At 66.8% G+C, this 25,822-nt stretch carries 25 protein-coding genes; 2 read left to right on the forward strand and 23 right to left on the reverse strand.

The features are described 5' to 3' along the window. Positions 1-388 precede the first annotated feature (388 nt). From KXR53_RS25125 to KXR53_RS25150, 6 genes are all read right to left on the reverse strand, one after another. Positions 389-691 (reverse strand): hypothetical protein, encoded by a 303-nt coding sequence (locus KXR53_RS25125; protein ID WP_437378042.1) that lies wholly within the window; start codon positions 689-691, stop codon positions 389-391. Between the two features lie 404 nt (positions 692-1,095). After that, positions 1,096-2,067: an ABC transporter permease gene (locus tag KXR53_RS25130; protein ID WP_437378043.1), complete on the reverse strand. Its 972-nt coding sequence runs from the start codon at positions 2,065-2,067 to the stop codon at positions 1,096-1,098. A gap of 43 nt (positions 2,068-2,110) precedes the next feature. Then, positions 2,111-2,908 (reverse strand): ATP-binding cassette domain-containing protein, encoded by a 798-nt coding sequence (locus KXR53_RS25135; RefSeq protein ID WP_437378044.1) that lies wholly within the window; start codon positions 2,906-2,908, stop codon positions 2,111-2,113. After that, the gene (locus KXR53_RS25140; protein ID WP_437378045.1) at positions 2,905-3,876 is read right to left on the reverse strand and encodes an ABC transporter permease; all 972 of its coding nucleotides are present in this window, start codon (positions 3,874-3,876) and stop codon (positions 2,905-2,907) included. Before KXR53_RS25140 ends, KXR53_RS25135 begins: the two co-directional genes overlap by 4 nt. A 199-nt stretch (positions 3,877-4,075) precedes the next feature. Further along, positions 4,076-5,098 (reverse strand): substrate-binding domain-containing protein, encoded by a 1,023-nt coding sequence (locus KXR53_RS25145; protein ID WP_437378046.1) that lies wholly within the window; start codon positions 5,096-5,098, stop codon positions 4,076-4,078. A gap of 430 nt (positions 5,099-5,528) precedes the next feature. After that, entirely contained in the window at positions 5,529-6,341 is an 813-nt protein-coding gene (locus tag KXR53_RS25150) for an AraC family transcriptional regulator (RefSeq protein ID WP_437378047.1), read from the reverse strand. A gap of 122 nt (positions 6,342-6,463) precedes the next feature. Between KXR53_RS25150 and KXR53_RS25155 the strand changes: the two genes are divergently transcribed. Then, a complete protein-coding gene (locus tag KXR53_RS25155; protein WP_437378048.1) occupies positions 6,464-7,690 on the forward strand; it encodes an MFS transporter in 1,227 nt (408 codons plus the stop codon). Positions 7,691-7,715: 25 nt separating this feature from the next. Here KXR53_RS25155 and KXR53_RS25160 read toward each other — a convergent pair whose 3' ends face one another. Genes KXR53_RS25160 through proS form a run of 6 tightly spaced genes read right to left on the reverse strand, consistent with a single transcriptional unit; the run spans position 7,716 to position 12,969 of the window. After that, on the reverse strand, positions 7,716-8,963 hold the full coding sequence (locus tag KXR53_RS25160; protein ID WP_437378049.1) for a lipoprotein-releasing ABC transporter permease subunit: 1,248 nt from the start codon (positions 8,961-8,963) through the stop codon (positions 7,716-7,718). An 8-nt stretch (positions 8,964-8,971) separates the two neighbouring features. Continuing rightward, positions 8,972-9,385 (reverse strand): PIN domain-containing protein, encoded by a 414-nt coding sequence (locus tag KXR53_RS25165; protein WP_437378050.1) that lies wholly within the window; start codon positions 9,383-9,385, stop codon positions 8,972-8,974. Continuing rightward, the gene (locus KXR53_RS25170; RefSeq protein WP_437378051.1) at positions 9,375-9,617 is read right to left on the reverse strand and encodes an AbrB/MazE/SpoVT family DNA-binding domain-containing protein; all 243 of its coding nucleotides are present in this window, start codon (positions 9,615-9,617) and stop codon (positions 9,375-9,377) included. Before KXR53_RS25170 ends, KXR53_RS25165 begins: the two co-directional genes overlap by 11 nt. Positions 9,618-9,668: 51 nt before the next feature. Continuing rightward, positions 9,669-10,373 (reverse strand): ABC transporter ATP-binding protein, encoded by a 705-nt coding sequence (locus tag KXR53_RS25175; protein ID WP_437378052.1) that lies wholly within the window; start codon positions 10,371-10,373, stop codon positions 9,669-9,671. Next, complete coding sequence (locus tag KXR53_RS25180) at positions 10,366-11,628, reverse strand: lipoprotein-releasing ABC transporter permease subunit (RefSeq protein ID WP_437378053.1); 1,263 nt, start codon at positions 11,626-11,628, stop codon at positions 10,366-10,368. Before KXR53_RS25180 ends, KXR53_RS25175 begins: the two co-directional genes overlap by 8 nt. Before the next feature lie 27 nt (positions 11,629-11,655). Beyond that, positions 11,656-12,969 carry a proline--tRNA ligase gene (proS, locus tag KXR53_RS25185; RefSeq protein ID WP_437378054.1) on the reverse strand — a complete coding sequence of 438 codons (1,314 nt, stop codon included), beginning with the start codon at positions 12,967-12,969 and terminating at the stop codon, positions 11,656-11,658. A gap of 131 nt (positions 12,970-13,100) precedes the next feature. Here proS and KXR53_RS25190 point away from each other — a divergent pair, with 131 nt between their 5' ends. Continuing rightward, the gene (locus KXR53_RS25190; protein WP_437378055.1) at positions 13,101-13,319 is read left to right on the forward strand and encodes a hypothetical protein; all 219 of its coding nucleotides are present in this window, start codon (positions 13,101-13,103) and stop codon (positions 13,317-13,319) included. 248 nt (positions 13,320-13,567) lie between these two features. Here the strand turns inward: KXR53_RS25190 and KXR53_RS25195 are convergent, their stop codons facing one another. The 11 genes from KXR53_RS25195 to nuoL form a co-directional block, all read right to left on the reverse strand. After that, positions 13,568-14,725, reverse strand: coding sequence for an MFS transporter (locus tag KXR53_RS25195; RefSeq protein WP_437378056.1), 1,158 nt, complete (start codon positions 14,723-14,725; stop codon positions 13,568-13,570). Between the two features lie 40 nt (positions 14,726-14,765). Beyond that, entirely contained in the window at positions 14,766-16,118 is a 1,353-nt protein-coding gene (locus tag KXR53_RS25200) for a protease (RefSeq protein ID WP_437378057.1), read from the reverse strand. A gap of 214 nt (positions 16,119-16,332) precedes the next feature. Continuing rightward, entirely contained in the window at positions 16,333-16,908 is a 576-nt protein-coding gene (locus tag KXR53_RS25205; RefSeq protein ID WP_437378058.1) for a DNA-3-methyladenine glycosylase I, read from the reverse strand. Beyond that, a complete protein-coding gene (locus KXR53_RS25210; RefSeq protein ID WP_437378059.1) occupies positions 16,887-17,153 on the reverse strand; it encodes a DUF1467 family protein in 267 nt (88 codons plus the stop codon). The genes KXR53_RS25205 and KXR53_RS25210 overlap by 22 nt, the downstream gene beginning before the upstream one ends. A gap of 67 nt (positions 17,154-17,220) precedes the next feature. Beyond that, positions 17,221-17,625, reverse strand: a complete 405-nt coding sequence (gene mce, locus KXR53_RS25215; protein WP_437378060.1) for a methylmalonyl-CoA epimerase — start codon at positions 17,623-17,625, stop codon at positions 17,221-17,223. A gap of 1 nt (position 17,626) precedes the next feature. After that, positions 17,627-19,303 carry a ribonuclease J gene (locus tag KXR53_RS25220; protein ID WP_437378061.1) on the reverse strand — a complete coding sequence of 559 codons (1,677 nt, stop codon included), beginning with the start codon at positions 19,301-19,303 and terminating at the stop codon, positions 17,627-17,629. Next, positions 19,300-20,085 carry a type III pantothenate kinase gene (locus tag KXR53_RS25225; protein ID WP_437378062.1) on the reverse strand — a complete coding sequence of 262 codons (786 nt, stop codon included), beginning with the start codon at positions 20,083-20,085 and terminating at the stop codon, positions 19,300-19,302. The genes KXR53_RS25220 and KXR53_RS25225 overlap by 4 nt, the downstream gene beginning before the upstream one ends. Position 20,086: 1 nt before the next feature. Next, positions 20,087-20,845: a biotin--[acetyl-CoA-carboxylase] ligase gene (locus KXR53_RS25230; RefSeq protein WP_437378063.1), complete on the reverse strand. Its 759-nt coding sequence runs from the start codon at positions 20,843-20,845 to the stop codon at positions 20,087-20,089. Next, a complete protein-coding gene (nuoN, locus tag KXR53_RS25235) occupies positions 20,845-22,320 on the reverse strand; it encodes an NADH-quinone oxidoreductase subunit NuoN (RefSeq protein ID WP_437378064.1) in 1,476 nt (491 codons plus the stop codon). Before nuoN ends, KXR53_RS25230 begins: the two co-directional genes overlap by 1 nt. Positions 22,321-22,338: 18 nt before the next feature. Beyond that, positions 22,339-23,859, reverse strand: coding sequence for an NADH-quinone oxidoreductase subunit M (locus KXR53_RS25240; RefSeq protein WP_437378065.1), 1,521 nt, complete (start codon positions 23,857-23,859; stop codon positions 22,339-22,341). Positions 23,860-23,868: 9 nt separating this feature from the next. Continuing rightward, positions 23,869-25,815 carry an NADH-quinone oxidoreductase subunit L gene (gene nuoL, locus KXR53_RS25245; RefSeq protein WP_437378066.1) on the reverse strand — a complete coding sequence of 649 codons (1,947 nt, stop codon included), beginning with the start codon at positions 25,813-25,815 and terminating at the stop codon, positions 23,869-23,871. Positions 25,816-25,822 lie beyond the last annotated feature (7 nt).

Genomic DNA, 25,822 nt, shown 5'->3' on the forward strand with positions numbered 1-25,822 from the left:
TAATATGAAGCGTGTGATCTCCATCCTCGGGGTTGGCGGCCTACTCCAGGCGATCCGGGCCTGACGCCTGGCCTCACATTCCGTCACAACGACTGCACCGCAACCCATCCAGCGCTCATCGCACACGCGTTTCCACACGGCCTCGGTCGCATGCGCTCAGGTCCGCTATCCGGAGATGAGGGCGACGGCAGCTTTCGGGCAGCCGCAGCAAGCCTGACCGACCGGAACGGGCGGTTAGCGGACCTATCCGGCGCAAGGAGGACGCGTCAGTACAGCGTCGAATCCCGAGTGGCGCGTCACTAAGGTGGACATCGAACAGGTCGGCTGAAAAAAAACCTTTTAAGGCAACAACCCTTAGCCGCTGCACACTTCAACAGTGATTTCGATGCTATTGCTGGAAACCGCCAAACATTGGCTTGCCCGTTTTTTTCTCAACAAAAACGATAAAGCCACTACCGAACACTGTCGGCTCTGGCTTGCGAGGATCCCGAAAATAATAAATCAGCCAGCCATGGGCGTTCTGATCCAAACTACGGATAGGATGCTCTATCAGTAGCTGAGGGTTCTCGCGTCTCATATATTCGTCTGCAATTACTATCGGTGACCTTCTATCTACAAATTCTCTGCCGCATCCGCCGATATAGAACGCGAACACTATGATGGCAAATAAATTCTGCCACATTCTCGCCATCGCCTCTCTGTTAAAATTATGATCGAGTTATTGCGTTGCCAGCGAAGCATATTTGGAAATTAGCATCGGGAGAACAATGGACACCATCATGCTGTGTCGAATGACGTGCCCCCCATATCGTACGCTAGGTCTGCGCGCTTCAGACAGTGGAGACCACCTCGGAATCAAGTCGGCGAGTCCGCTCCGGGTCGCATCCGGTCATGTCCGCTCCGGGAGCCTGCCGTCGCGGCCGCTGTTCACCCTTTCCGGTCCGACGCTGAGGCGGAACGGCCGCCTGTCTGGCGTGATGTGCCAGCGGCCGCCAACGGCTCGGTGCGGACATGCTTGCATGACCTATCCTCCTGGGTCGTTGGAAGTAAGCCCAGGGATATTGCCCTATGGGTCCAAGACACCTGCCTGTCGGTTCAAGATCGGCGCAGCCAGCGTGTCAGAGTGGCGTCGCCCAGCACCGCCAACACGACGATCAGACCCAGGAGCAGCACGAACCACTGCGGCTGCGCCCCCATGATGATCAGTTGGCTCTGAATCCCGCTGAGCACAAAGGCGCCGATGGCGGCGCCGATGATGGACCCCCGCCCGCCCGCCAACAGGCAGCCGCCCATGACCGCTGCGGCGATGACTTTCAGTTCCATGAGCCGGCCGAAGCTGCCATCGGCGAAGCCCAGCTTGGCCGCCTCCAACACGCCGGCGAAGCCGGCCAGCGTCGAGCACAGGACGAAGTTGACCCACTTGGTCCGGACCACGCGAACCCCCCGCGCGCGGGCGCTCTCGAGGTCGCCGCCCACAGCGAGAAGATGATTGCCGTAGACCGCGGAGGACAGAGCCAGCTGGAAAATGACCACGAGAACGATGAACCAAACGATCGCGGTGTTGAACCCGCCCAGCGTCGTTCCGCCGAAGACTTGATAGATGGAGTCACTGCGGAGTTCACGGGAAGCGGCGAAGTGAAAGCCCTTGGTCAGGGCGTAAGATATCCCGCGGAATACGAAGAGCGTCCCCAACGTCGCAATCAGCGCCGGGATGCCGCCTGTCAGCACCATGAGCCCGTTGGTGAAGCCGATGGCCGCTGCCGCGGCGAGCGACACCACGAGCGCCGCTGGAGCGCCCAACTCACGCCCCACCGCCAAGTAGATCAGAGCACAGATGCCGAAAACGGATCCGACGGAGATATCGATCTCGCCGTTCATGATGACCAGAGCCTGGCCGATTGCCATGATGCCGAGGATGGCCGTGATCTGAAGGATGATCTGGAGGTTCGCGGTCGAGCTCCATCTTCCGCCGGAGACCACGGTAAACAGGACGGCGAGGAACGCGGCCACGACGACCGCCCCGATCTCTGGGTGCTTGCGCGCCAATTTGACAGTGGATCGCGTCATCGCCTGCTATCGTTGCCCGCTTTGGGAGGTGCCGGCTTGGCCTTCACAGCCTGAGCGAGCGGCCACCCGAGCGGATAATGGCCTCCAGTTCGTCCGCCGTCATGTCGCCCTGCGCCACGTCCGCGATCTTGCGCCCGTTTTCCAGGATGACGATGCGGTCGGCTATGGCATGGACCTGGTGGATATCGTGGCTGATGAAGATCACCAACAGCCCTTCGTTGCGCAATCTGACCGCAAGCTCGTGGACATGCTGGCGCTCCCGAACCGACAGCGCGGTGGTCGGCTCGTCCATGATGATGATCCGCTTTTCGAACATCACGGCGCGGCCAATCTTGACCGACTGGCGCTCGCCGCCGGACATCACCTCGACTTCGTCGTCGGGATCGACGTTATCGCGCAGCCCGAAATTGCGAATGATAACCTGCGTCCGCTCGCGCATCTGGGCGAGATCAAGGAAGCGGAGACCGAGCCACCGCACTGTGGGTTCGCGCCCCAGGAACACGTTGCGCGCAACGGACAGGTTGTCGCACAGGCCGATGCCTTGATGGATTGCTTCGATTCCCAGCTCGCTCGCCGCTTTCGGCGAGAATTTCGTGATCCTGGTCCCCGCGACGAAAACCTCGCCTTCCGTAGGCGCATAGATTCCACAAAGAATTCGAATGAGGCACGTCTTGCCGGCGCCGTTGTCGCCGACGACTGCGACAAGCTGTTTGGCCTCGAAGTCGACGCTGACATGGGACAGCGCCTGGAAATGGCCGAATCTGAGGCCGATATCCTTCATTTGGACGAGCGGGTGTCCTGCCACGGTGTGGGACGACCTTGCTGCTGCGATGGGGTTCATGAGCGCCTCAACCACTGGGCCAGTGCTGTGTTGCCCATGACCGCGAGGACAAGCACGATGCCCACGAAGCTGATGAACCAGTACGGCGGTGCGCCCATTGCGATGAGCTCATAGCGGATAGCAGAAATGATGAATGCGCCGAGAACGGCGCCGAGGATCGAGCCCCGGCCACCGCTCAATAGGCAGCCGCCGATGACGGCAGAGGCGATGGATTCGAGTTCCATGTCCTCGCCGAGGGTGACATGGGTGTGAGGTGTATCGGCGATGGTCACGATTCCGGAAAACCCGGCCAGGGTCGAGCACAAGACAAAGCAGCTCCACTTGACCCTGCCGACCCGAACGGCGCGCGCCAACGCGCTCGTTTCGTCCCCACCGACCGCCTGCACGTGATTGCCGAACGCGGTCCGCGAAAGAAGGACGCTGAAGAACACAAGGCAAAGGAAGAGCCAAAGCAGCGCGTTCTCGAAGCCGAAGAGGTAGTTTCCGCCGAGGAGATCGATCAGGTAGTGTTCGCGCGCCTCGGCATCGAGGCTCCTCGCCGTACCGCCGGTGGTCACGTAGATTGCGCCTCGGTAGAAGAAGAGCGCGCCAAGGGTGATGATCATCGACGAGACCCGCCCCTTTAGACTTAGCAGCCCATTGAAAGCTCCGATAAGCGCGACCAGGATCATCGCTGTGATGAAGGAGCCCGTCACACCCACGAAGGGCTCGAAGCTGATGAAGGCTATGGCCCCGATTCCATAGACCGAGCCGACCGACAGATCGATTTCCCTGCTGATCAGCATCAGCGCTTGACCGATGGCAATCAACCCGATGATCGCCGTGTAGCGCAGGATATTGCCCAGCGCGTACACGCTGAGCCAGTCATCGCCGGCGACCACCGTGAGAGCGAGAATTAAAGCCAGCGTGCCGGCGATGGTGCCGGCATCCGGTCGTCTACGCACCGCCTCGAACCATGACCGCCTCATGCGACCCTCCGGCGAGCCGATCGGTTCAGTCGGGTTCTAGAAGTTCGCTGACCGATTGTCGGCGCTGAGGATCGGGCGCAGCGGCACCCGAACCCAAGTACACTCCCCACCCACTTTTCCGCAGGCGGGGCGCCCTCGTTGTTCGCCAAGCCGAGGACGCACCGCCGCGATCAACTCATCAGGATACCCGGGGGACCGCTTACCACTTGCCCATCTCGTCATACTTCTCGGCGAACACAGTCTTGGTGAGCTTCGTCCACGTATCGAGGTTGCCGCTGTGAATGATGATCGGGCCAACCTGCAACCGCGGCGGCGGCGTGTAGCCGAGCGACTTGTAAAAGTACAGCCACTGGGCCGGCTCGTATCCCTGAAGCCAGAACCCCTGGCTGTGCGTGGCGAGAATGTGGCCGGCCCGAATGCCCTCGAGCGCAATCGGGCTTTCGTCCACGGTGATGACAGTAATGCCCTTGTCGTCGACGTCCGGCGACAAGTTCAGCTCGTTGGCCACAGACCAGCCCCACGGCGCCGACCAGGACGCGACGTGGAAGAGGTAATTCACTTGATCCTTGTTGGCCTGTAGATAGGCCTGGAGAATGCTGCGCGCCTTGGCCGGGTCGGCGCCAATGAAGAGCTGTTCAAGCGGCGCTCCAGCCTCCTTCATTGCGTCTTCCATGCCCTTGCAGCGCAGTTGCAGCCCCTGGTGCGCTGCGTCGTGAACAGCGCATAGCACCTTCGTTGGCGACGGGATCTTGCCCTCCTTCGCCTGTTGCAGAGCGAACTTGCCGAGTTGCATGCCGGTCTGATACTCGTCGCCACCGACATAGGTGAGATAGGGGATCTTTTCGCCTTCGGGCCTACTGTCCTCGATGTTGAAGGCGATCACCGGAATTCCCTGTTCGATCGCCCTTGACAGGATCGGTTCGAAGGCGTCCGTGCTGACGATCGGAACCGCGATGCCGTCCGGCTTGGAAGCGATCGCCTGCTCGAGCATTTGCACGTGAGCTTGGACGCTGTACTCGTTAGTCGAAACGTACTCGACCTTGACCTCCGGGTAGCGCTTTTCGAATTCCGCTATCGATAGTGTCAACCACTTCATGTTGGGATCGTTGGATCCGATGTGGGATACGAACACGAATCGATAGCGAGGCTCCTGCGCTTGCACCAGGGTTGCGCCCGCAACGAGCCACAACCCGGCTGCGATAGCCGACAACAGTCTGGACATGTGATCCTCCCTGGCCCGCGCCGCTTCTTCTCGCCGCCAGATCGTTCCGGCGATCCTTTGGTGCGCGGGTCCTAAGTGCGTGATCTGTCACGACTATTTGAAAGCATAGGCCCCCACTTTGGCGGCGTCAACGCGAGCCGGGGGGCGGCTGCGCGGTCGTTATCTTGGCGTCGCCGAACACGGACGGCCACTCGCCGGAGGGCCCATCATCCAGTTCATCGACGATCACAACCGCCGCGCGCCGGCGTTCCCGGACATCCATCCGTAAACCTGGCGCTTACTGGACAGTCACCGCACCGATCTACGGGAACATAAGTGCCGTGGTGGGAGGCGCCGAATGGTGTGTCCTGAAGATCCGCAGAGCCTTAAGGCCGCTCCTCACCCAAAGCGACGGTTCGGCGCGTCGAGGTCCAAAGTTGAGCCGGGACGCTTACGCATGAGATGACGCGAGGGCGCCCCGGTCCGGCAGACGCCTCCGCATATAGGCCTGCGGGCTGCAGCCCATGTCGGTCCGGAACGCGTAGACAAAGGCGGATGCCGAGCCGTAGCCGAGCTCCATCGCCGTCTGCGTCACGCCCAGGCCGCCGCCCAGCAGCTCGATCGCCTTGAACAGCCGCAGGCGCCGCCGCCAGGAGCGCAGGCTCATGCCCAACCCCGCCTCGAAGCGGCGGGCCAGCGTCCGGGCCGACATTCCGAGCTCTCGCCCCCACTCCTCCGGACCGCGTGGATCGGCCGGGTCGGCATAGAGGGTCTCGCATAGGGTTGCCAGGGCCCCTTCCCGCGGCCAGGGGAGCGCGCCCGGGAGGGGCCGCGCGCGCCGGAGCTGATCGAGGATCAGGCCAACGACACGCCCTGAGTAGCCGTCCGGATCGTCCTGTCCCTCGATCGCGGCGGCCTCGACGATCAGGGCCTGCAGCAGTGGCGAAACGCTGAAGACCGTGGGGCTCTTCGGAAGGCCGGCTCCAGCCTCGTGGGCGATCCAGAGGCTGCGGAACTCCGCCCCCAGCAGCGATCCGACCCGGTGCGGCGTGCCGGTCGGCAGCCATACCGCCTGCTCCGGCGAGATCACGAAGGAGCGGCCCGTCACCGCCACCGTCAGCACCCCGGAAATGGCGTAGACCACCTGGTTCCAGCGGTGCTCGTGCTCCGGGAAGTGGTGGCGCGCCGGAATGGACTGCGCACGGACCGTCATCGGCCTCGGGGGAGCCGCGTCAGGTGGCGCCGTGATCGTCTCCCAGGTCATGATCAGTCTCCGGGTTTGTCTGATAATCTACATAGATTGTCAGTCCGTCGAAAGACAGCCATCACATGGAAGGATAGTTTCGGCGCAGGAGAGCACGCCCTTCTTCCGACCTGAGGACCATCATGTCGCACGTCAATGCCGGCACCGCGGCCGGGTTTTCAGCCGCTGCCCTTTACGAACACGAGCGCGGCAATGTCCTCAGGCTGGCTGTCGCGCAGGCGCTCGCCGGAGCGAACTCGACGGTCGTCTACGCGACGGGAGCGATCGTCGGCAACATGCTGGCGCCCAGCAAGGCGCTCGCGACTCTGCCCATCTCCATCTTCGTCGTCGGGATGGCCGCCTGCACCCTGCCCGCCGGCACGATCGCGCAGCGCCACGGCCGCCGCGCCGCCTTCCTGGCGGGGACGGGATGCGGGTTGCTCGTCGGCCTGCTGGCGGCCCTGGCGGTGGTTCTGGGCTCCTTCTGGCTGTTCTGCCTGGCGACGTTCTTCGGCGGGGCCTATGCAGCCGTGGTGCTGTCCTTCCGCTTCGCGGCCGCCGATTGCGCGCCGCCGGAGCGGCGGCCGCGGGCGCTCTCCGCCGTGATGGCGGGCGGGGTGGCCGCCGGGGTCATCGGCCCGCAGCTCGTCACCACCACCATGAATCTGTGGCCGCCGCACCTGTTCGCCGCCACCTTCCTGGCGCAGGCCGCCGTGGCCGCGGTGTCCGCCCTGATCCTGCTCGGCGTCCGGCTTCCCACGCCGACGGCGGCGGCAGGAAAAGCCGGCGGCCGCCCGCTCGGCACCGTCGCGCGCCAGCCGCGCTTCATCACCGCCGTGATCTGCGGGGTCGTGTCCTACCTGCTCATGAACTTCCTCATGACGGCCGCGCCCCTGGCGATGCAGATGTGCGGCCTGTCACAGGAATCGTCCAATCTCGGGCTGCAGTGGCATGTGATCGCGATGTATGCGCCCAGCTTCTTCACCGGGCGGCTGATCACGCGTTTCGGCGCGGCTCGCGTGGTGACGGCCGGGCTGGTCCTGACCGCCGCGTCCGCCGCGGTCGGGCTGACGGGCGTGGATGTCGCGCATTTCTGGCTGACGCTGATCCTGCTCGGCCTCGGCTGGAACTTCGGCTTCGTGGGCGCTTCGGCCATGGTGCTCGACTGCCACGCCCCCGAGGAACGGGCGCGGGTGCAGTCGCTCAACGACTTCGTCGTGTTCGGGACCATGGCCTTCGGATCCTTCCTGTCCGGCAGCCTGCTGACATCCTACGGGTGGACCACGGTCCTCTGGCTGTCCTTCGCCCCTCTCGCCGTGGCCGTCGTCGCGCTTGCCGCCGCGCCTCGCCCCCGCCGTGCAATCGGCTGAAGCGCGCCGATCGCCTCCAAAGCGCTCACTCGTACCGCAAGGCCTCGACAGGATCGAGCCGCGCGGCCCGCCAGGCCGGGTAGATCGAGGCCAGCAAGGACAGCACCAGCGCCATGCCGCAGACCAGCACGACCTCACCCGTGTCGATCTCGGTCGGGATCCGGGTCAGCTGGTACTGCCGGGGGTCGAAGATCGGCGTGCCGGTCAGCTGCTGCAGCCCCTGGCGCAGCGTCTCGAGGCTGTCGGCCAGGGCGATGCCGAGGCCGAGCCCGGCCAGGGTGCCGATCACCCCGATGGTTGCGCCGGCCAGGAAGAAGATGCGCAGGATCGACCCGCGCGAGGCGCCCATCGTGCGCAGGATGGCGATGTCGCCGCCCTTCTCCTTCACCAGCATGATCAGGCTGGAGATGATGTTGAAGGCGGCCACCAGCACGATCAGCGACAGGATCACGAAGATCACGTTGCGCTGGCCGGCGATGATGTCGAGATAGCCGCTCAGCGCCTGCTTCCAGTCGAAGAAGCGGACGCCGGGGCCGGCGGCCCGCTGCAGGGCCGGGCCGATCTCGGCGATCCGGTCCGGATCGCGCAGATAGAGGTCGAGCCGGGACACGCCCTTGAGGCCGAGGAAAGACTGCGCCGTCTCCAGCGGCAGGACGGCGACGCCGGTGTCGAACTGATAGAGGCCGGCATCGAAGATCGCGGCCACGGTGAAGGCGCGCGCCGTCGGGCCGGCGGATTGCTCCCCCTGCCCGGCGGCACCCGGGGCCAGCAGCGTCAGGCGGCCGCCCAGGCCGAGGCCGAGTTTCTCGGCCAGGCCCTTGCCGATCGCGACAGTATCGCCGCCGGCGAGGGCGTCGGGCGACTGCAGCTGCAGGGCCTGCGCGATCAGCGGCCGAGCCAGGAATTCCTCCGGGCGCTCGCCGCGGATCTCGACCCCGGCCGAGGCCTTGCCGGCGCTGGCCAGCGCCATGCCCTGGACTACCGGCACCACCCGGGTGACGCCCTCGACCCCGCGCAGCCGTCCCGCCACCGCCTCGTAATCGGCGATGGCGCGGCCGCCCAGGGGCGCGACGCTGACATGGGCGTTGAGGCCGAGGAACCGGGCCAGCAGCTCGGTCTGGAAGCCGTTCATCACCGAGGTGACGGTGATCAGCGTGGCGACGCCGATGACGATGCCGAGCAGGGAGAAGCCGGCGATCAGCGAGACGAAGCCCTGGCCGCGGCGGGACCGCAGATAGCGGAAGGCGACTTTGCGCTCGAAGGCATTGAACATGGGGATTTTCAGGAGCCGGGCGTCGTTGCGAAGGGGTTGGCGATCCGCAGCCGGCCCTCGACGACCAGCCCGTGCTGCATGTCCTCCGACCACAGCGTCTCGCAGTCGGCCTGGAGCGCCGCGGCGACGATCATGGCGTCGTAGATCGAGAAGCCGTATCGCTCGGCGACGGCGAGGCCCATCTCGTGAAGCGCCGTGGTCAGCGGCTGGACCGGCAGAAGGGCACGCATCGCCGACAGGAATGCCCGCGTCTCCTCCCACGACAGCGCCATCTTCCGGCGCGCCACATTCGCGATCTCGTTCAGCACCTGGACGCTGATCGTACCGCCTTCGGCGATCAGGCGTTCCGCCCGATCTGCCTTCGCCCTATCCGCGGAGGCGATGTAGAGCAGGACGTTCGAATCGAAGAAACTACCGGGCATTCGCCTCGTCCCGGTCGAACTTGAAGTCCGCGGGCAGGCGGCCGCGAAACGCGCGAAGCCGGGCCAGCCATTCCTCCCGGCCAGGCTTGCGCGAGACGCCGAACTCCCGTTCGTCCTGGACGTGGATTTCGATCTCGTCGCCTTCCTTCAGGTTCAGCGCCTCGACCACGGCGGCAGGCAAGCGCACGGCCAAGCTGTTTCCCCATCTGGCAACCTGCACGGCATCCTCCATCCATATACATTTTTCAAAGTATATCATGGAGCAGACACCCCGCCGTACCCCCTAACGCTCCACCAGCACGCCGTCATGCATCTCCACCACCCGGTCCATGCGCGCGGCCAGCTCCAGGTTGTGGGTGGCGATCAGGGCGCCGACGCCGGCCGAGCGCACCACCTCGACCAGCATCTCGAACACCGATTCCGCGGTCGCATGGTCGAGATTGCCGGTCGGCTCGTCGGCGATCAGCACCTTCGGCGCGTTGGCCAGCGCCCGGGCGATGGCGACGCGCTGCTGCTCGCCGCCCGAGAGCTGGGCCGGGCGATGCTCCAACCGGCCGGCCAGGCCGACCCGGGCCAGGAGCTCGCGCCCGCGCTTGCGGGCCTCCGCGCGCGGGCGCCCGGCGATCATCTGCGGCAGCACCACATTCTCGAAGGCGCTGAACTCCGGCAGCAGGTGATGGAACTGGTAGACGAAGCCGATGGCCGAGCGGCGCAGCGCCGTGCGCGGCCCGTCGCCGAGCCCGTCGCAGCGCTGGCCGGCGATGCTGATGGCGCCGCTATCCGGCTGCTCCAAGAGGCCGGCGATGTGCAGCAGGGTCGACTTGCCGGCGCCGCTGGGGCCGACCAGGGCCACGATCTGCCCCTCGGCCAGCGACAGGTCGGCGCCGCGCAGCACGTCGAGCCGCGTCTCGCCCTGCTGGAAGCTACGGCGGATGCCTTCCAGGCGCAGCACTTCGGGACCGGAAGGCGTCATGGCGGCGTCACTCATAGCGCAGGGCCTCCACCGGATCGAGCCGGGCCGCCCGCCAGGCCGGGAAGATCGAGGCCAGGAAGGTCAGGCCGAGGGCGATGAGGCAGACCGCGATCACCTGCCCGGGATCAACCAGCGCCGGCAGCGAGGCCAGGAAGCTGAATTCGGCGGCGAAGGTGCCCGGTCCCAGCACCCGCTGCAGCCACTCGCGGATGGCATCGACATTGGCGGCGAGCCCCAGGCCGAGGGCGAGCCCGGCCAGGGTGCCGACCACGCCGATGGTGGCGCCGGTCAGGAAGAAGATGCGCAGGATGGCGCCGCGCGAGGCGCCCATGGTGCGAAGGATGGCGATGTCGCCGCCCTTGTCCTTCACCAGCATCACCAGGCTGGAGATGATGTTGAAGGCCGCCACCAGGATGATCAGAGTCAGGATGATGAACATGGCGCTGCGCTCGACCTGCAGCGCCGTGAAGATGGTGGCATTGGCGTCGCGCCAGTCCGACACCTTGAGCTCCGGCCCCACCGCCTCGGCCACCTGCGCGCGCACGGCGTCGAGCCGCTCCGGATCGGTGGTGAAGAGGTCGAGCCCGCCGGCCTGGCCCTTCATCTGGAACAGCTGCTGCGCCGCCTCGAGCGGCATGTAGACGGTCAGGCTATCGACCTCCTGCAGGCCGGTGGTGAAGATCGCGGCCACGGCGTAGGTCTTGGCCCGCGGCACCGAGCCGAAGGCGGTACGGTTGAACCGCGGCGTGACCAACGTCAGCTCGTCGCCCAGGCGGACGCCGAACTGGGCGGCCAGGCCGCTGCCGATGGCGATCACATCGGTGCCGGAGAAATCCTCCGGCCTGTCGATCAGCAGCGATCGGGCGATCGCCGGACGGCCCAGGAAATCCGCCGGCTCGACCCCTTGAATCTCGACCGGCGCGCCCTGCAGGCTGGTGAAGTCGGAATCGCGGCTGACCAGCGCCTGATCCTCGATCACCGGCGTCACCTGCACCACGCCCGGCACCTGCCGCAGCTTGTCGGCCAGCGGGCCGTAATCCGGCAGGCCGGCGCCGGCCGCGGCGCTGACCTTGAGATGGGCGTCGAGGCCCAGCACGCGCTGCACCAGCTGCGCGCGGAAGCCGTTCATCACCGACATGACGATGATCAGCGTCGCCACGCCCAGCAGGATGCCGAGGAAGGAGAAGCCGGCGATGACGGAGATGAAGCCCTCCTTCCTGCGGGCCCGCAGGTAGCGGAAGGCGACTTTCCGTTCGAAGGCGTTGAACATGCGGGCGGCCGCGCGCGGGTCGCGGGCTCAGCCCTTGATCCGCGCCACCACCGCGTCGAGCGGCAGCTCGATCTTCTCGCCGGTGGCCCGGCGCTTGATCTCGGCCGTGCCGGCGGCGGCGCCGCGCGGCCCGATCACCACCTGCCAGGGCAGGCCGATCAGGTCCATCTCGGCGAACTTCGCCCCCGCCCGCTCGTCGCGGTCGTCGTAGAGCGGGTCAAGCCCGGCGTTGCGGAAGCGCTGGTACAGGTCCTGGGCCGCCGCGTCGCAGGCGGCGTCGCCCGGCTTCAGATTGATCAGCCCGACATCGAAGGGCGCCACCGCATCCGGCCAGATGATGCCGGCCTCGTCATGGCTGGCCTCGATGATGGCGCCGACCAGGCGCGACACGCCGATGCCGTAGCTGCCGCCCTCGACCGGCCGCGGGGTGCCGTCCGGCCCGGCGACCACCGCGCCCATCGGCTCGGAGTACTTGGTGCCGAAATAGAAGATGTGGCCGACCTCGATGCCGCGCCGGGTCTGCAGCTCGGATTCGGGGATCGGGCACTTGGCCGGGTCGTGCAGCTCGTCCGCCGCGGCGTAGAGGCTGGTGACGCGCTCGACGAAGGCGGCCAGATCGTCCTCGGGGCCGAGTTGCCGCGCCTCGGTGTCGAGCTCGAGCACGCGCGGGTCGACATAGAGCTGGCTCTCGCCGGTGTCGGCCAGGATCTGGAACTCGTGGCTCAGGTCGCCGCCGATCGGGCCGGTGTCGGCCTTGACCGGCACCGCCTTCAGCCCCATCCGGGCGAAGGTGCTGAGATAGCAGACGAAGAACTTGTTGTACGACTTCCGCGCCGCCTCGTAGTCGATGTCGAAGCTGTACGCGTCCTTCATCAGGAACTCGCGACCGCGCATCACGCCGAAGCGGGGGCGCACCTCGTCCCGGAACTTCCACTGGATGTGGTACAGCAGCTGCGGCAGCTGCTTGTAGCTCCTCACCGAGGCGCGGAAGATGTCGGTGACCATCTCCTCGTTGGTCGGCCCGTACAGCATGTCGCGGTCGCTGCGGTCGCGGATTCGCAGCATCTCCTTGCCGTAGTCGTCGTAGCGGCCGCTTTCGCGCCACAGATCGGCGGGCTGGATCGTCGGCATCAGGATCTCCTGACAGCCGAAGCGGTTCTGCTCCTCGCGCACGATCTGCTCGATCTTCTTCAGCACCCGAAAGCCCAGCGGCAGCCACGAATAGATGCCGGCCGCCTGCTGCCGGATCATGCCGGCGCGCAGCATCAGGCGATGCGACACGATCTGTGCCTCGCTGGGAGTCTCCTTCAGGGTGGGCAGAAAGAACTGGGACAGGCGCATCGAGCGGGCTTCCGTCTGGAACCGTTGAGACACTACAGGCGCGCGACTTTAGGGAAGGACCGGCGGCCTGTCCATGCAGGGTTCCGCCGCCTTTCGAATCTTCCGGCCTGGCCGAGATCGAGTGGGAGGACATGACGGAATTCGTGCCCGCCGTTGTCTGCGCGGCGGCGATGCCGCTGGCTTACTCAATCGCCCAGGGAATAGCCTTCGGCTTCATCACATATGCCGGCGTCAAGCTGCTCGCCGGCCGCGTGCGGGACATCCCATCCGGCAGTGGCGATCCTGGCGGTCCTGTTCGTGCTGAAATTCGCTCTGATCTGACCGCATGGGGGGCATGCGATTCTGCGTGACAGCCGCGCTAATCCTCGCTAAGGTCCGGCTCGCCTGAACAATAAAAGCGACAAGGGCAGGCTCGAGTTTAGGGAGGAAACTGTCGGGAGTGCGGGCAGGACGAAAGTCCGCCGGACTCAATTATAAGGACAGGTTTTCGACCGGCAGGCGCTTCGGCCCTGCCGTTTTTTTGTGCATGAATACATATGCCGGACGGCAGCCATCAGCCCGGCTTCGGCAGCGCCTTGTCGCCCCGGCAGCCTCTCGTTCAAGTCTGGCTTCGGGCGGCTTTGACGTATCCCGCGAAGGCGAGGCAGATCAGGGCGACGAAGATCGGCAGGCCGTGCGGAACGGCGTCCATGGCCAGGCCGGCCAGGGTGGGTCCCAGCAGCGCTCCCAGCCCCCAGGCCAGCGACATCAGGGCATAGATCGCGACCAGGTCGCTGCCCTGGAAGCGGCTGCCCACCACCGTCAGCATGATCGTGTAGATACCGACGAACACGCCGCCCCAGAGGAAGATCAACGGATAGGCCAGCAACGGGATGCCGATGACGAAGGGCCAGATCAGCGCGCCGCCCCCGGACAGCAGGCCCAGGATCAGCACGAGGCGCCGCCGGTCCATGCGGTCGCCGAGCCAGCCGATCGGCAACTGCAGCAGGATCGCGCCGATCATCAGCGTGGTCACCAGGAGCGTCGCCGCCCCCTCACCCCAGCCGAGGCCGATGGCGTAGAGCGCCACGAAGGACAGGCCCGCAGTCTCGACCGCGGCGTTGAGCGCGGTGCTGCCGATGGCGATCGGCGCGAGCCCGAGATACTGCGCCAGGCGGCCCGTGGTCGGCTCTTCGAAGCCCGGAGCCTCGACCTTGAACGCGGTCATGACCAGCAGCGCCAGGACCGCGATCGCGCTGCCGGCCAGGAACGGCGGCGCGCCGTCGGAGCCGACGGTGGCGAGGATCACCGGGCCGAGGGCGAAGCCGAGGGACAGCGAGGCCGTATAGACAGCCATGGTCCTGGCCCGGCTCCGCTCGTCACTCAACTGGTTCAGCCAGGTTTCCGACATCACGAACAGGATCTCGGACGCCACCCCGAGGCAGAAGCGGAGGGGGAACCAGAGCCAGATGACCGGCGCCAAAGGAAACAGGGCCAGGGCAGCCGCCGCCCCGGCCAGGGCGAACAGGACGAGCCGCCGCGCGCCCCAGCGCCGGGCAAGACGCGGCAGGGCCGGCGCGACCGCCAGCACCCCGACGGCATGCAGGGCGGCGTTGAGGCCGATGACGGTCTCCTCATAGCCCCGCTCCGTCAGCTGCAGGGCGATCAATGGCGCCGCCAGGCCGTAGGTCAGGCCGAAGATCGTCGCGGTGGCCACGACCACCGCCCGGCTCGCGAGCTGCCGGCGCGGCTGCAGACCGATCTCGGCGTCCGTCATGACCGTCCCACCGTGTCGACAGCCGCGGGGCGCATCCTCCTCAGCCTTCGAGATCGGCCGGGCCGCCATCGACCCGGGACCGGTCTGCCCTGAGGTGCCTCGGCCACAGGCGGTGAGACAGGTGCCGCGATGCCCGTCCGACAACCTGCCAGGGCGCCGGCGGCGGATGCACGATGCCATTCAGCGCCCGCGCATAGTCGAGCACCAGGCCGGGAGTCCACGCCATCGTCTCGGCCCGTTTGCGGAGCTGGCTCGCGATCCAGAGCTCTGAGCTGAGGATCATGCGCAGGACGGCCATCCAGCTGCGGCGGCGGCCGAGCACCCCTTCCAACGCGACCTCCAGGGCATGGGCCACGGTGCTGGAGCAGTTGCGGTTGGTGAGATTGTAGGTGTTGTCCCGGCCGTAGCCGTCCCAAAAGGCGCGCAGCCTGGCCGGGTCGTAGTCGCGGAACACGACCTTGGCGTTGGACTCGCACCAGCCCGCCGCCTCCTCGGCATAGCTCGGCTGGAAGCGGCCGGGGACGTCGTTCTCCGCGGTCGCCCGCAGGATCCGGCCGAAATCCTCGGGCGAGTGGTCGAGCTCCACCGCGGGATAGTGGCTGATATAGAGGTCGGGTGGCATCTCCAGGGCGGCGTGGCCGGTGGAGATGACGCCTTTCCCGTCGACCGCCGCGATGTAGCGGTCGATGATCGGCCGGTGGACCGGATCCTTGGCCGAGCCGAAGGGCGTCCAGACATGGACGATCAGCGGACCGGGCGGCTCGATGGCGCCGGCTTCCCCGGCCGCCACCTCGATCCCGGCACCGCCCCGGGCCAGCAACTGCGGCAGCAGCACATGCTCCGGCAGGCGGCGCAGCCGCAGGGCAAGCCGGAGAATGGCCCAGGCCGAGAGCATCAGGGCGACGCTGACGCAGAGCTCCACGGTGCCGGCGTACCAAGTCGGCCAGGGTTCGAGGATGAAGGCGGCCAGGAGCAGCTCCACCACGGCCGCCGCGACAGACAGGCGCCAGCCGGGAAAGCGGACGACGGTGGCGGCGGCGATCCTCAGGCCCGCATCCAGGGCCAGGCCGAGGCCGAACAGCATCGCGAGTATGACATTGCTGGCGCGGTGCGGGTCGAGGATCAGCAGCGAGATGACGATGAGCGAAAGGCCCCGAACAGAACGCAGCCATTTCTGCGCCCCGATCCCGGCCGGCGCCAGCAGCAGGGCGATGGCGGCGTCGACCAGCAGCAGATAGGCGAAGGTATGGATCGGGAAATACGGGACGTTGTCCAGGCCGTCGACGAAGAGGCCGATGCCGAGCGCACCCCAGAGCAGGCCGAATGCGGCAAGAAATCCCCAGTGTCTCCGCACGGCTTCTGCGCCGAGCAGCAGCAACGCGAGCCGTACCATCAGTCCATTCCGGCTGTGGTGGCGAGGAAATTTTCAGATGATCTTAGCCACAGCAATCGTGCATACAAGTATAATCGGCCGAGACTCCAACAATCCTGCTGAGGCTCTGTCTATATTGAAGTTTAGACGAACTTGACGGGAGCGGCTGAATGGATGCGACGCTCGTCAGGTCTTCTGGATCCTGCACCTGTTCGAGGCTCCGAGCCAGGCGCGCCTAAGGTTCGCGCCGCCAGGGCGGATCGAGCGCCAGGATCCGGGCATAGACCGGGCAGTCCGGGTGATGGGTGCCGGGCAGGTAGCCCAGGCTCATCAGGAACTCGCCCACGATCTCGCCGCCGGTGAAGCGGAAGGTCTTCTTGAACAGCTTCACCCATTCCGCCTTGGTCAGCGGGTGATGGGCGTCGAGCCAGGCGGCGAAGCTGCCGTGGCTGTCGCGGATCGCCTGCAGCCGGCGGGCGTTGTCGATCGCGGCATCGACCTTCAGCCGGTTGCGGATGACACCGGGATCGGCCAGCAGGCGGACGCGGTCGGCCTCGCCGAAGGCCGCCACCTTATCGATGTCGAACCCGGCATAGGCGCGGCGGAAGCTCTCGCGCTTCTTCAGCATCAGATCCCAGGACAGGCCGGCCTGGTTGATCTCGAGGATCAGCCGCTCGAACAACACCGCGTCGTCACGGGCCGGAAAGCCGTATTCGGTGTCGTGATAGGCCTTGTGCAGCGGATCGCTCTCGGCGAAGGCGCAGTAGGTCTTCGCCGGCGCCGGAGTGTTCAGTACTGCCCCTTCGTCCATGATTCGGCCCAATCCCGGAAGGAGAACACGTTCTCGCTGATCAGAACATAGATCACCAGCCATAGCACGATGCTGATGGCGGTGGTGATCAGCACCTTGCGTCCCATCCGCGGATTGGCCGGCGCCCCGACCTGATGGCCCGGCTCCGCGTCGTCGACCTGGGGCCGCACGCCCCAGGGCAGGACCGCGAAGATCACGGTCCACCAGATGATGACGAAGACGACGATGCCGCTGAACAGGCCCATGCGCTGACCTCCCGGACTGCTTGCCTCTTACTCGCCCGCTGTGCCGGGCGACATGGGTCTTTTCGTCCTAGACCTGCTCGATCTCGGTCAGGGTGCCGGCGATATCGGCCGGATGCAGGAACAGCACCGGCTTGCCGTGCGCGCCGATCTTCGGCTCGCCGTCGCCGAGCACGCGCAGCCCCGCCGCGACCAGCCGGTCGCGCGCCGCCAGGATGTCCTCGACCTCGTAGCAGAGATGGTGGATGCCGCCCTTCGGGTTGCGCTCCAGGAACCTGGCGATCGGCGAGCCCTCGCCCAGCGGATGCAGCAGCTCGATCTTGGTGTTGGGCAGGGTGACGAAGACCGTGGTCACCCCGTGCTCCGGCAGGTCGACCGGCGCCGACACCTCCGCCCCCAGCGTCTCGCGGTAGAGGCGCGACGCCGCCGCCAGGTCCGGCACCGCGATGGCGACGTGGTTGAGCCGGCCGATCATGTCACAGCCGGATCAGATGCACTTCGGTGACCGGCTTCTTGCCGTGCCAGCTGCGGATCGTGCGCCGCACCGTCACCCGCGCCGTCTCGCTGATCGCGGCATCGTCGTTGCGCTGGGCCCGTGGCAGGCTCTCGATCGCGGAGCGCACCTCCTCCGCCACCTCGGCCTCGCTGTCGGCCTGGTCCTCGGCGTCCTCGATGCCGAGCAGCGCCACCTTCGGGTCCGCCGCCATCCGGCCGTCGCGGTCGAGCACCAGCGTCACCACCGCGGCGCCGTTGTGGATGATGCGCTGGCGGTCGCGGATCGCCTCGCCACCCAGCGGCACCAGATGGTGCCCGTCCAGCGCCAGCCGGCCGTGTTCGACATTGTCGACGATCTCCAGCGGGCCGGGCGCCAGGCGGATCAGGGCCCCGTTGCGCGGCACCAGCGTCTGCGCCACCTGCCCCGCCTCCGCCAGCGCCGCATGGGCGCGCATGTGCCGTTCCTCGCCATGCACCGGCACCACGGCCTGCGGCTTCAGCCATTGGTAGAGGGTGGTCAGCTCGTCCCGCGCCGGGTGGCCGGAGCAGTGGACCATGGCGTCGTCCGGCGTGATCAGGGTGACGCCCTGGGCCACCAGCGCGTTCTGCACCCGGCCGATCGCCTTCTCGTTGCCCGGGATCTCGCGGGCCGAGAAGATCACCGTGTCGCCGGCCTCGAGCGTGATGTGCGGATGGCTGTCGCCGGCGATGCGCGACAGGGCCGAGCGCGCCTCGCCCTGGCTGCCGGTGCAGACCAGCACGATTCTGTCGCGCGGGATGTAGCCGGCCTCGTCCTCGCGCAGGAACGGCTCCGGCAGGTCGGTCATGTAGCCGGTGCTCTGCGCCGCCTCCATGATCTTCCACAGCGACCGGCCGACCAGGGCGCATTGCCGCCCGGCCTGCTGCGCCGCCAGCGCCACGCTGCGGATGCGCGCGACGTTGGAGGAGAAGCAGGTGACGACGACGCGGTTCGGCTGGGCCGCGATCACCCGGGCCAGGCCCTCGCGCACCTCCTCCTCCGAGCCGGAGCGGCCGGGGGTCAGGGCGTTGGTGCTGTCGCCCATCACCGCGATCACGCCCTTGTCGCCGAGCTGGCGCAGCGTCGCCTCGTCGGTCACGGCGCCGATCTGCGGCGCCGGGTCCAGCTTCCAGTCGCCGGTGTGGACCACGGCGCCGTGCCTGGTCCGGATCACCAGGGCGTTCGGCTCCGGCACCGAATGGGTCATGGTGATGAAGCCGACGCCGAAGGGGCCGATCTCGATATCGCCGCCCAGCGGCACCTCGATGATCGTCACCTGGTCGGCGAAATCGGTCTCGCGCAGCTTGATCCGCAGCACCGCGGCGGTGAAGGGCGTGGCGTAGATCGGGCAGCGCAGGTCAGGCCACAAGAGGGTGATGGCGCCGATATGGTCCTCATGCGCATGGGTGATCACCAGCCCCAGCAGGGCCTTGCGCCGCTGCTCGATGAAGACCGGGTCGGGCACGATCAGGTCGACGCCCGGCACCGATTCGTCGGCGAAGGTGACCCCGCAATCGACCATCAGCCACGCGCCGTCGTGGCCGTAGAGATACAGGTTCATCCCGATCTCCCCGGCGCCGCCGAGCGGCAGGAAATAGAGGGCTTCATCGGGGCCGTTGACCGCGGGAGAGAGATTCATGTGGTGGCGTTTCGCTCGTAGATGAGGCGCAGTCCGCGCAGGGTCAGTTCGCTGTCGATGTGGTCGATCATATCGGTCGCCTGGGCGAAAACGCTACCGAGGCCGCCGGTGGTGATCACCGTGACCGGAGGGGTACCGGTCGGCGACAGCTCTTGCTTGATGCGGGTGATCAGCCCCTCGATCATGCTGAGATAGCCCCAGAACATGCCGGATTGCATGGCCGGGATGGTGCCGGGGCCGATCACTCGCTCCGGCCGCACGATCTCGACCTTGGGCAGCTGGGCCGCCACCTTGTGCAACGCGTCGAGCGCGAGCTGGGGTCCCGGGGCGATGACGCCGCCGATGAAGTCGCCATCGGCATTGACGATGTCGAAGGTGGTGCCGGTGCCGATGTCGACCACGATCAGCGGCTTGGGATAGCTGGCGCCGGCGGAGACGGCGTTGACCAAGCGGTCGGCCCCGGCCTCGCGCGGGTTCGGGAGCAGGTTCTTGATGCCGAGCTCGACCGACGGGTCGCCGACCCGCATCGGGTCGGTGCCGAAATGATCGCGGCACAGCTTCACCAGGTTGAAGGTGGCGGCCGGCACCACGCTGGACAGGATCGACCGGCTGATGTCGACCGGTCGCAGGCCCCGCATCGCCATCAGCGAGACCAGCCAGACGGCATATTCGTCGGAGGTGCGGCGGCTGTCGGTGGCGATCCGCCACTGGCCCTTCTGCTGCGCCCCATCGAACACGGCGAAGACGATGTTGGTGTTGCCCGCATCGATGGCGAGAAGCATCTCAGCCCCTCCCGAAGAAGACGTCGCCCGCGGTGATGCTGTGCCGGCCGGTCTCCGTGCGCAAGATCAGAGCGCCGGTGGGATCGATGTGCTCGAACACTCCCTCCAGCGTCTCGGTCTCGAGCCGCACCGTGATGCGGGCGCCGAGGCCGATGGCGCGGCCGAGCCAAGCGGCCCGGATGGAGTCGAAGCCCTGTTCGCGCCATTCCAGGAGGCGCTGGTCCAGCGCCGCGACATAACGCTCCAGCACCGCTTCGACGGTGGCGCCGGGCGCGCCGGCGGCGTGCAGGTCGGTGGCGTGGTAGTCGGCGAGCTGCGGATGATGGGCGATGTTCATGCCGGTGCCGGCGACGATCCAGTCGACCGACCGATCCGGCGCGACCGCGGCCTCCAGCAGGATGCCGGCCAGCTTATCGCCGGCGATCTGCAAGTCGTTCGGCCATTTCAGCTTCGGCTCGACCCCGAAGCTGGCCGCTGCATCGGCCAGGGCGACGCCGACTACGAAGGTCAGCTCCCCGGCCCGGGCGAAGGGAAGCTCCGGCCGCAGGATGGCCGAGCAGAAGAGATTGCCTTCCGGCGAGGACCAGGCGCGGCCGCGGCGGCCCCTGCCCGCCTCCTGCCGCCGGGCCCAGACGATGGTGCCGTGCGGGGCGCCCGCCACGGCAAGCGCCCGCGCCTCGTCATTGGTGCTGCCGACGCAGTCGCGTGCGTCGAGCCGCCAGCCCCGCGGGAGGGCGATCGAAGGCAGGAGCTGGGGCATCAGCCCCCGAACAGGCTGGCCGCAGCCGCCTGGGCCGCGCCGGTGAGCGGCGCCGGCAACAGCCAGAACACGACGATGAACAGGGTCGACACCGCCAGGATCGCCGGGATCGCCGCGCCTTCCGGCTTGTCGAAGGCAACCTTCGGCTCGTCGAAATACATCACCCGGATGATCTTCAGATAGTAGACCGCCGACACCACGCTCGACAGCACGCCGATCACCGCCAGGATGTAGAACTGCTGCTCGATCACCGCGCGGAAGACGTAGAGCTTGGCGAAGAAGCCGGCCAGCGGCGGGATGCCGGCCATCGAGAACATCATGATGACGAGGGCGAAGGCCAGGCCGGGGCTGGTCTTGCCGAGGCCGGCCAGGTCCTGGATCCCCTCCACCGCCTTGCCGTTGACCCGCATCGACAGGATCACGGCGAAGGCGCCGAGGCTCATCGGGATGTAGATCGCCATGTAGACGATCACGCCGGTGATGCCCTGCTGCGTGCCGGCGGCGAGGCCCAGAAGGGCGAAGCCGACATGGCCGATCGAGGAATAGGCCATCAGCCGCTTGATGTTGGTCTGCGCGATCGCGGCGAAGGCGCCGAGGATCATCGACAGGGCCGAGGCGGCGACGATGATCTGCTGCCACTGGTCTGTGAGCTGGCCGAAGGGCTCGACCAGGACCCGGACGAACAGCGCAATGGCCGCCACCTTCGGGGCCACCGCGAAGAAGGCGGTGACCGGCGTCGGCGCGCCCTCGTAGACGTCCGGCGTCCACATATGGAAGGGCACGGCCGAGACCTTGAAGGCCAGCGCGGCGCAAACGAAGACCAGGCCGATGATCACGCCCATCGCGGTGGCGCCGAGCGCGCCGCCCGGGGCCCCGGCCGCAGCCTGCCCTGACAGGGCCTGGGCCAGCGCCTCGAAGCTCGTGGTGCCGAGAAAGCCGTAGACCAGCGATGCGCCATAGAGCAGCAGGCCCGAGGACAGCGCGCCGAGCACGAAGTACTTCAGCCCGGCCTCGCTCGACCGCTCCGAATCCCGGTTGAAAGCGGCGACGACGTAGAGCGACAGGCTCTGCAGCTCGAGGCCGAGATAGAGCGAGATCAGGTTGTTGGCGCTGACCATCAGCAGCATGCCGACGGTCGCCAGCACGAACAGCACCGGATACTCGAAGCGCGACATGCCCTCATGCTCGAGATAGTCGAGCGACAGGATGAGCGCGAGGGCCGAGCCGATCAGCACCAGGATCTTCATGAACACGGCGAAGCCGTCGGCGACGAACATGCCGCTGAAGGTCACGACCCGCCCGTCCGGCCCCATCAGCAGCAGGGCGCCGGTGATGAGGAAGGACAGCACCGCGAGCGAGGCGACAATCCGGGTCGACCGCTCGCCCAGGAACACGCCGATCAGCAGCAGCGCCATGCCGGCGCAGGCCAGGAAGATCTCCGGCAGCGCCGGCATCAGATCGGGAAGAGACACCATGGCGATCGGATCCCCGGCTCAGCGGACGGCCATCGCGACCGCGCCGGCGCGGCCGAGATCGGCGTGGTATTGGGTGATGAGGTGGTCGACCGAGACCGACATCACGTTCAGGAAGCTGGACGGGTAGATGCCCATCCACAGCACCACCAGGGCCAGCGGCACGAAGATGGCGACCTCGCGCGGGGTCAAGTCGGTCATGCGCCGCACATCCTCGCGCGTGATCTCGCCGAAGATGACCTTGCGGTACAGCAGCAGCATGTAGGTGGCGCCGAGCACCAGGCCGGTCGCGGTCAGGGTCGCGACCCAGGTGTTCACCTGGAAGAGGCCGAGCAGGATCATGAACTCGCCGACGAAGCCCGAGGTCGCCGGCAGCCCGACCGAGGCGAGCATCATGATCATGAAGAACACGGCGTATTTCGGCATGTTGTTGGCCAGGCCGCCATAGCGCGCGATCTCGCGGGTGTGCAGCCGGTCATAGACCACGCCGACGCAGAGGAAGAGCGCCGACGACACCACGCCGTGGCTGAGCATCTGGAAGATCGAGCCTTCGACGCCCTGCTGGGTCAGCGAGAACATGCCGGCGGTGACGAAGCCCATATGCGCGATCGAGGAATAGGCGATCATCTTCTTCATGTCCTCCTGCGCCAGGGCGACGAGGGAGGTGTAGATGACCGCGACGATCGACAGGCCGTAGATCAGCGGCGTCAGCAGCGCCGTCGCCTCCGGCAGCATCGGGATCGAGAAGCGCAGGAAGCCGTAGCCGCCCATCTTCAGCAGCACGCCGGCCAGGATCACCGAGCCCGCCGTCGGGGCCTCGACATGCGCGTCCGGCAGCCAGGTGTGCACCGGCCACATCGGCACCTTTACGGCGAAGGAGGCCAACATGGCGAGCCACAGCCAGACCTGCATCTGGTAGTCGAAATCGGTCGCCAGAAGCGTCGGGATGTCGGTGGTGCCGGCCTGGACGTACATGGCCAGCAGCGCCACCAGCATCAGCACCGATCCCGCCAGCGTGAACAGGAACAGCTTGAAGGCGGCGTAGATGCGGCGCTCGCCCGAGCCCCAGATGCCGATGATCACGAACATCGGGATCAGCACGCCTTCGAAGAAGACGTAGAACAGCACGTAGTCGAGCGCACAGAACATGCCGATCATCATGGTCTCGAGGATCAGGAACGAGACCATGTACTCCTTCACCCGGCTCTGGATGCTCTCCCAGCTGGCCAGGACGCAGAGCGGCATCAGGAAGGCCGACAGGACGACGAACAGCACCGAGATGCCGTCGATGCCCATGTGATAGGCGATGTTCAGGTCGGGGAACCAGGCCACCTTCTCTTCCATCTGGAAGCCGACCGCGGTCGGGTCGAAGCCGAGCCAGATGGCGATCGAGAGGGCGAAGGTGACGAGCGTGGTCCACAGCGCCACCCAGCGCGAGGTGGCGGCCACGGCGGCCTCGCTGCCGCGGGCCAGCAGCAGGATCAGCGCGGCCCCGACCAGCGGCAGGAAGGTGGCGAGCGAGAGGATCGGCCAATTACCCATGAGTCACTCTCACATCCGGCCGCCGAAGACATACCAGGAGACCAGCGCGACCACGCCGATCACCATGGCGAAGGCATAATGGTAGACATAGCCGCTCTCGAGCCGGCTGGCCCGGCGGGCGATGCCGACCGAGGTGGCGGCGACGCCGTCCGGCCCGAGCCGGTCGATGATCGCCCCGTCGCCGCCCTTCCAGAAGGCGCGGCCGATGACGAAGGCCGGCTTCACGAACAGCGCGTCGTAGATCTCGTCGAAGTACCACTTGCGGAAGAACAGCTGGTGCAGCGGCTTGAACGCCCGCACGATCCCGTCGACCAGCGCCGGCGCCTGGATGTAGCAGACCCAGGAGGCGGCGAGGCCGATCAGACCGGCGAAGAGCGGCAACAGCTTGACCCAGAGGGCGACGTGGTGCGCCTCCTCGATGCTGTCCTGGCCGTGCAGGACCAGGATCGCCTCGCGCCAGAAGTGCTCGCGCCCCTCGCCGACGAAGACGTCGTAGCCGATCAGGCCGGCCAGCACCGCGCCGACGCCGAGGATGATCAGCGGCACCATCATCACCGGCGGGGATTCATGGACATGGTCCATGGTGTGGTGGTCGGCGCGCGGCGTGCCGTGGAAGGTCATGAACAGCAGCCGGCCGCTGTAGAAGGCGGTCATCACCGCCGCCAGGATGCCGAGCCAGTAGGCGAAGGCGCCGACGCCGGAATGGGCGGCCCAGGATGCCTCGAGGATCATGTCCTTGGAGTAGAAGCCGGCGAAGCCGAACACGCCCGGGATGCCGATGCCGGCCAGCGCCAGGCTGCCGATCCACATCAGGGCGTAGGTCCAGGGGATCAGCTTCCAGATGCCGCCCATCTTGCGCATGTCCTGCTCGCCGCCCATGGCGTGGATCACCGAGCCGGCGCCGAGGAACAGCAGGGCCTTGAAGAAGGCGTGCGTCATCAGGTGAAAGATCGCCGCCTGATAGGCCGAGACGCCGATGGCGAAGAACATGTAGCCGAGCTGGCTCATGGTCGAATAGGCGATGACCCGCTTGATGTCGAACTGGGTCAGGCCGATCGTCGCGGCGACGAAGGCGGTCAGCGCGCCGACGACGCAGACCACGGCCAGCGCGTCCGGGGCGTACTCGAACAAGGGCGACATGCGCGCCAGCATGAACACGCCGGCGGTGACCATGGTGGCGGCATGGATCAGGGCCGAAACCGGGGTCGGGCCCTCCATCGCGTCCGGCAGCCAGGTGTGCAGGCCGAGCTGGGCCGACTTGCCCATGGCACCGACGAACAGCAGCAGGCTGGCCGTGGTCAGGGCCGGCAGGTCCATGCCGAGGAAGTTGAGCCGCGCATCCACCAGGTTCGGCGCCGCGGCGAAGATCTCCTCATACCGCACCGTGCCGAAGATCTTGTAGACGGCGAAGATGCCGAGGGCGAAGCCGAAGTCGCCGACGCGGTTGACCAGGAACGCCTTCACCGCGGCGGCCCGGGCGCTCTCCTTCTCGTGCCAGAAGCCGATCAGCAGGTAGGAGGCCAGGCCGACGCCCTCCCAGCCGAAGAACAGCTGCACCAGGTTGTCCGCCGTCACCAGCATCAGCATGGCGAAGGTGAACAGGCTGAGATAGGCGAAGAAGCGCGGCTTGGAGTGGTCGTGCGACATGTAGCCGATCGAGTAGACGTGCACCATCGCGGAGACGGTGTTGACCACGATCAGCATCACGGCGGTCAGCGTATCGAACTTCAGCGCCCAGTCGGCGACGAAGGGGCCGCTGCTGATCCACAGCAGCAGCGAATGGGTGCGGACGTTGCCCTCGATCGCGACGTCGAAGAACAGCCACCAGGAGATGACGCAGGCGACGCAGACGGCAAGCGTCGTCACGGCCATCGAGGCGCGGTCGCCGATGAGGCGGCCGAACAGTCCTGCGATCAGGAAGCCGGCCAGCGGCAGGAAGATTGCGGCGATGTCCATCGGGGGC

Source organism: Inquilinus limosus (genome assembly GCF_051487185.1).
Classification (GTDB): Bacteria; Pseudomonadota; Alphaproteobacteria; order DSM-16000; family Inquilinaceae; genus Inquilinus; species Inquilinus limosus_F.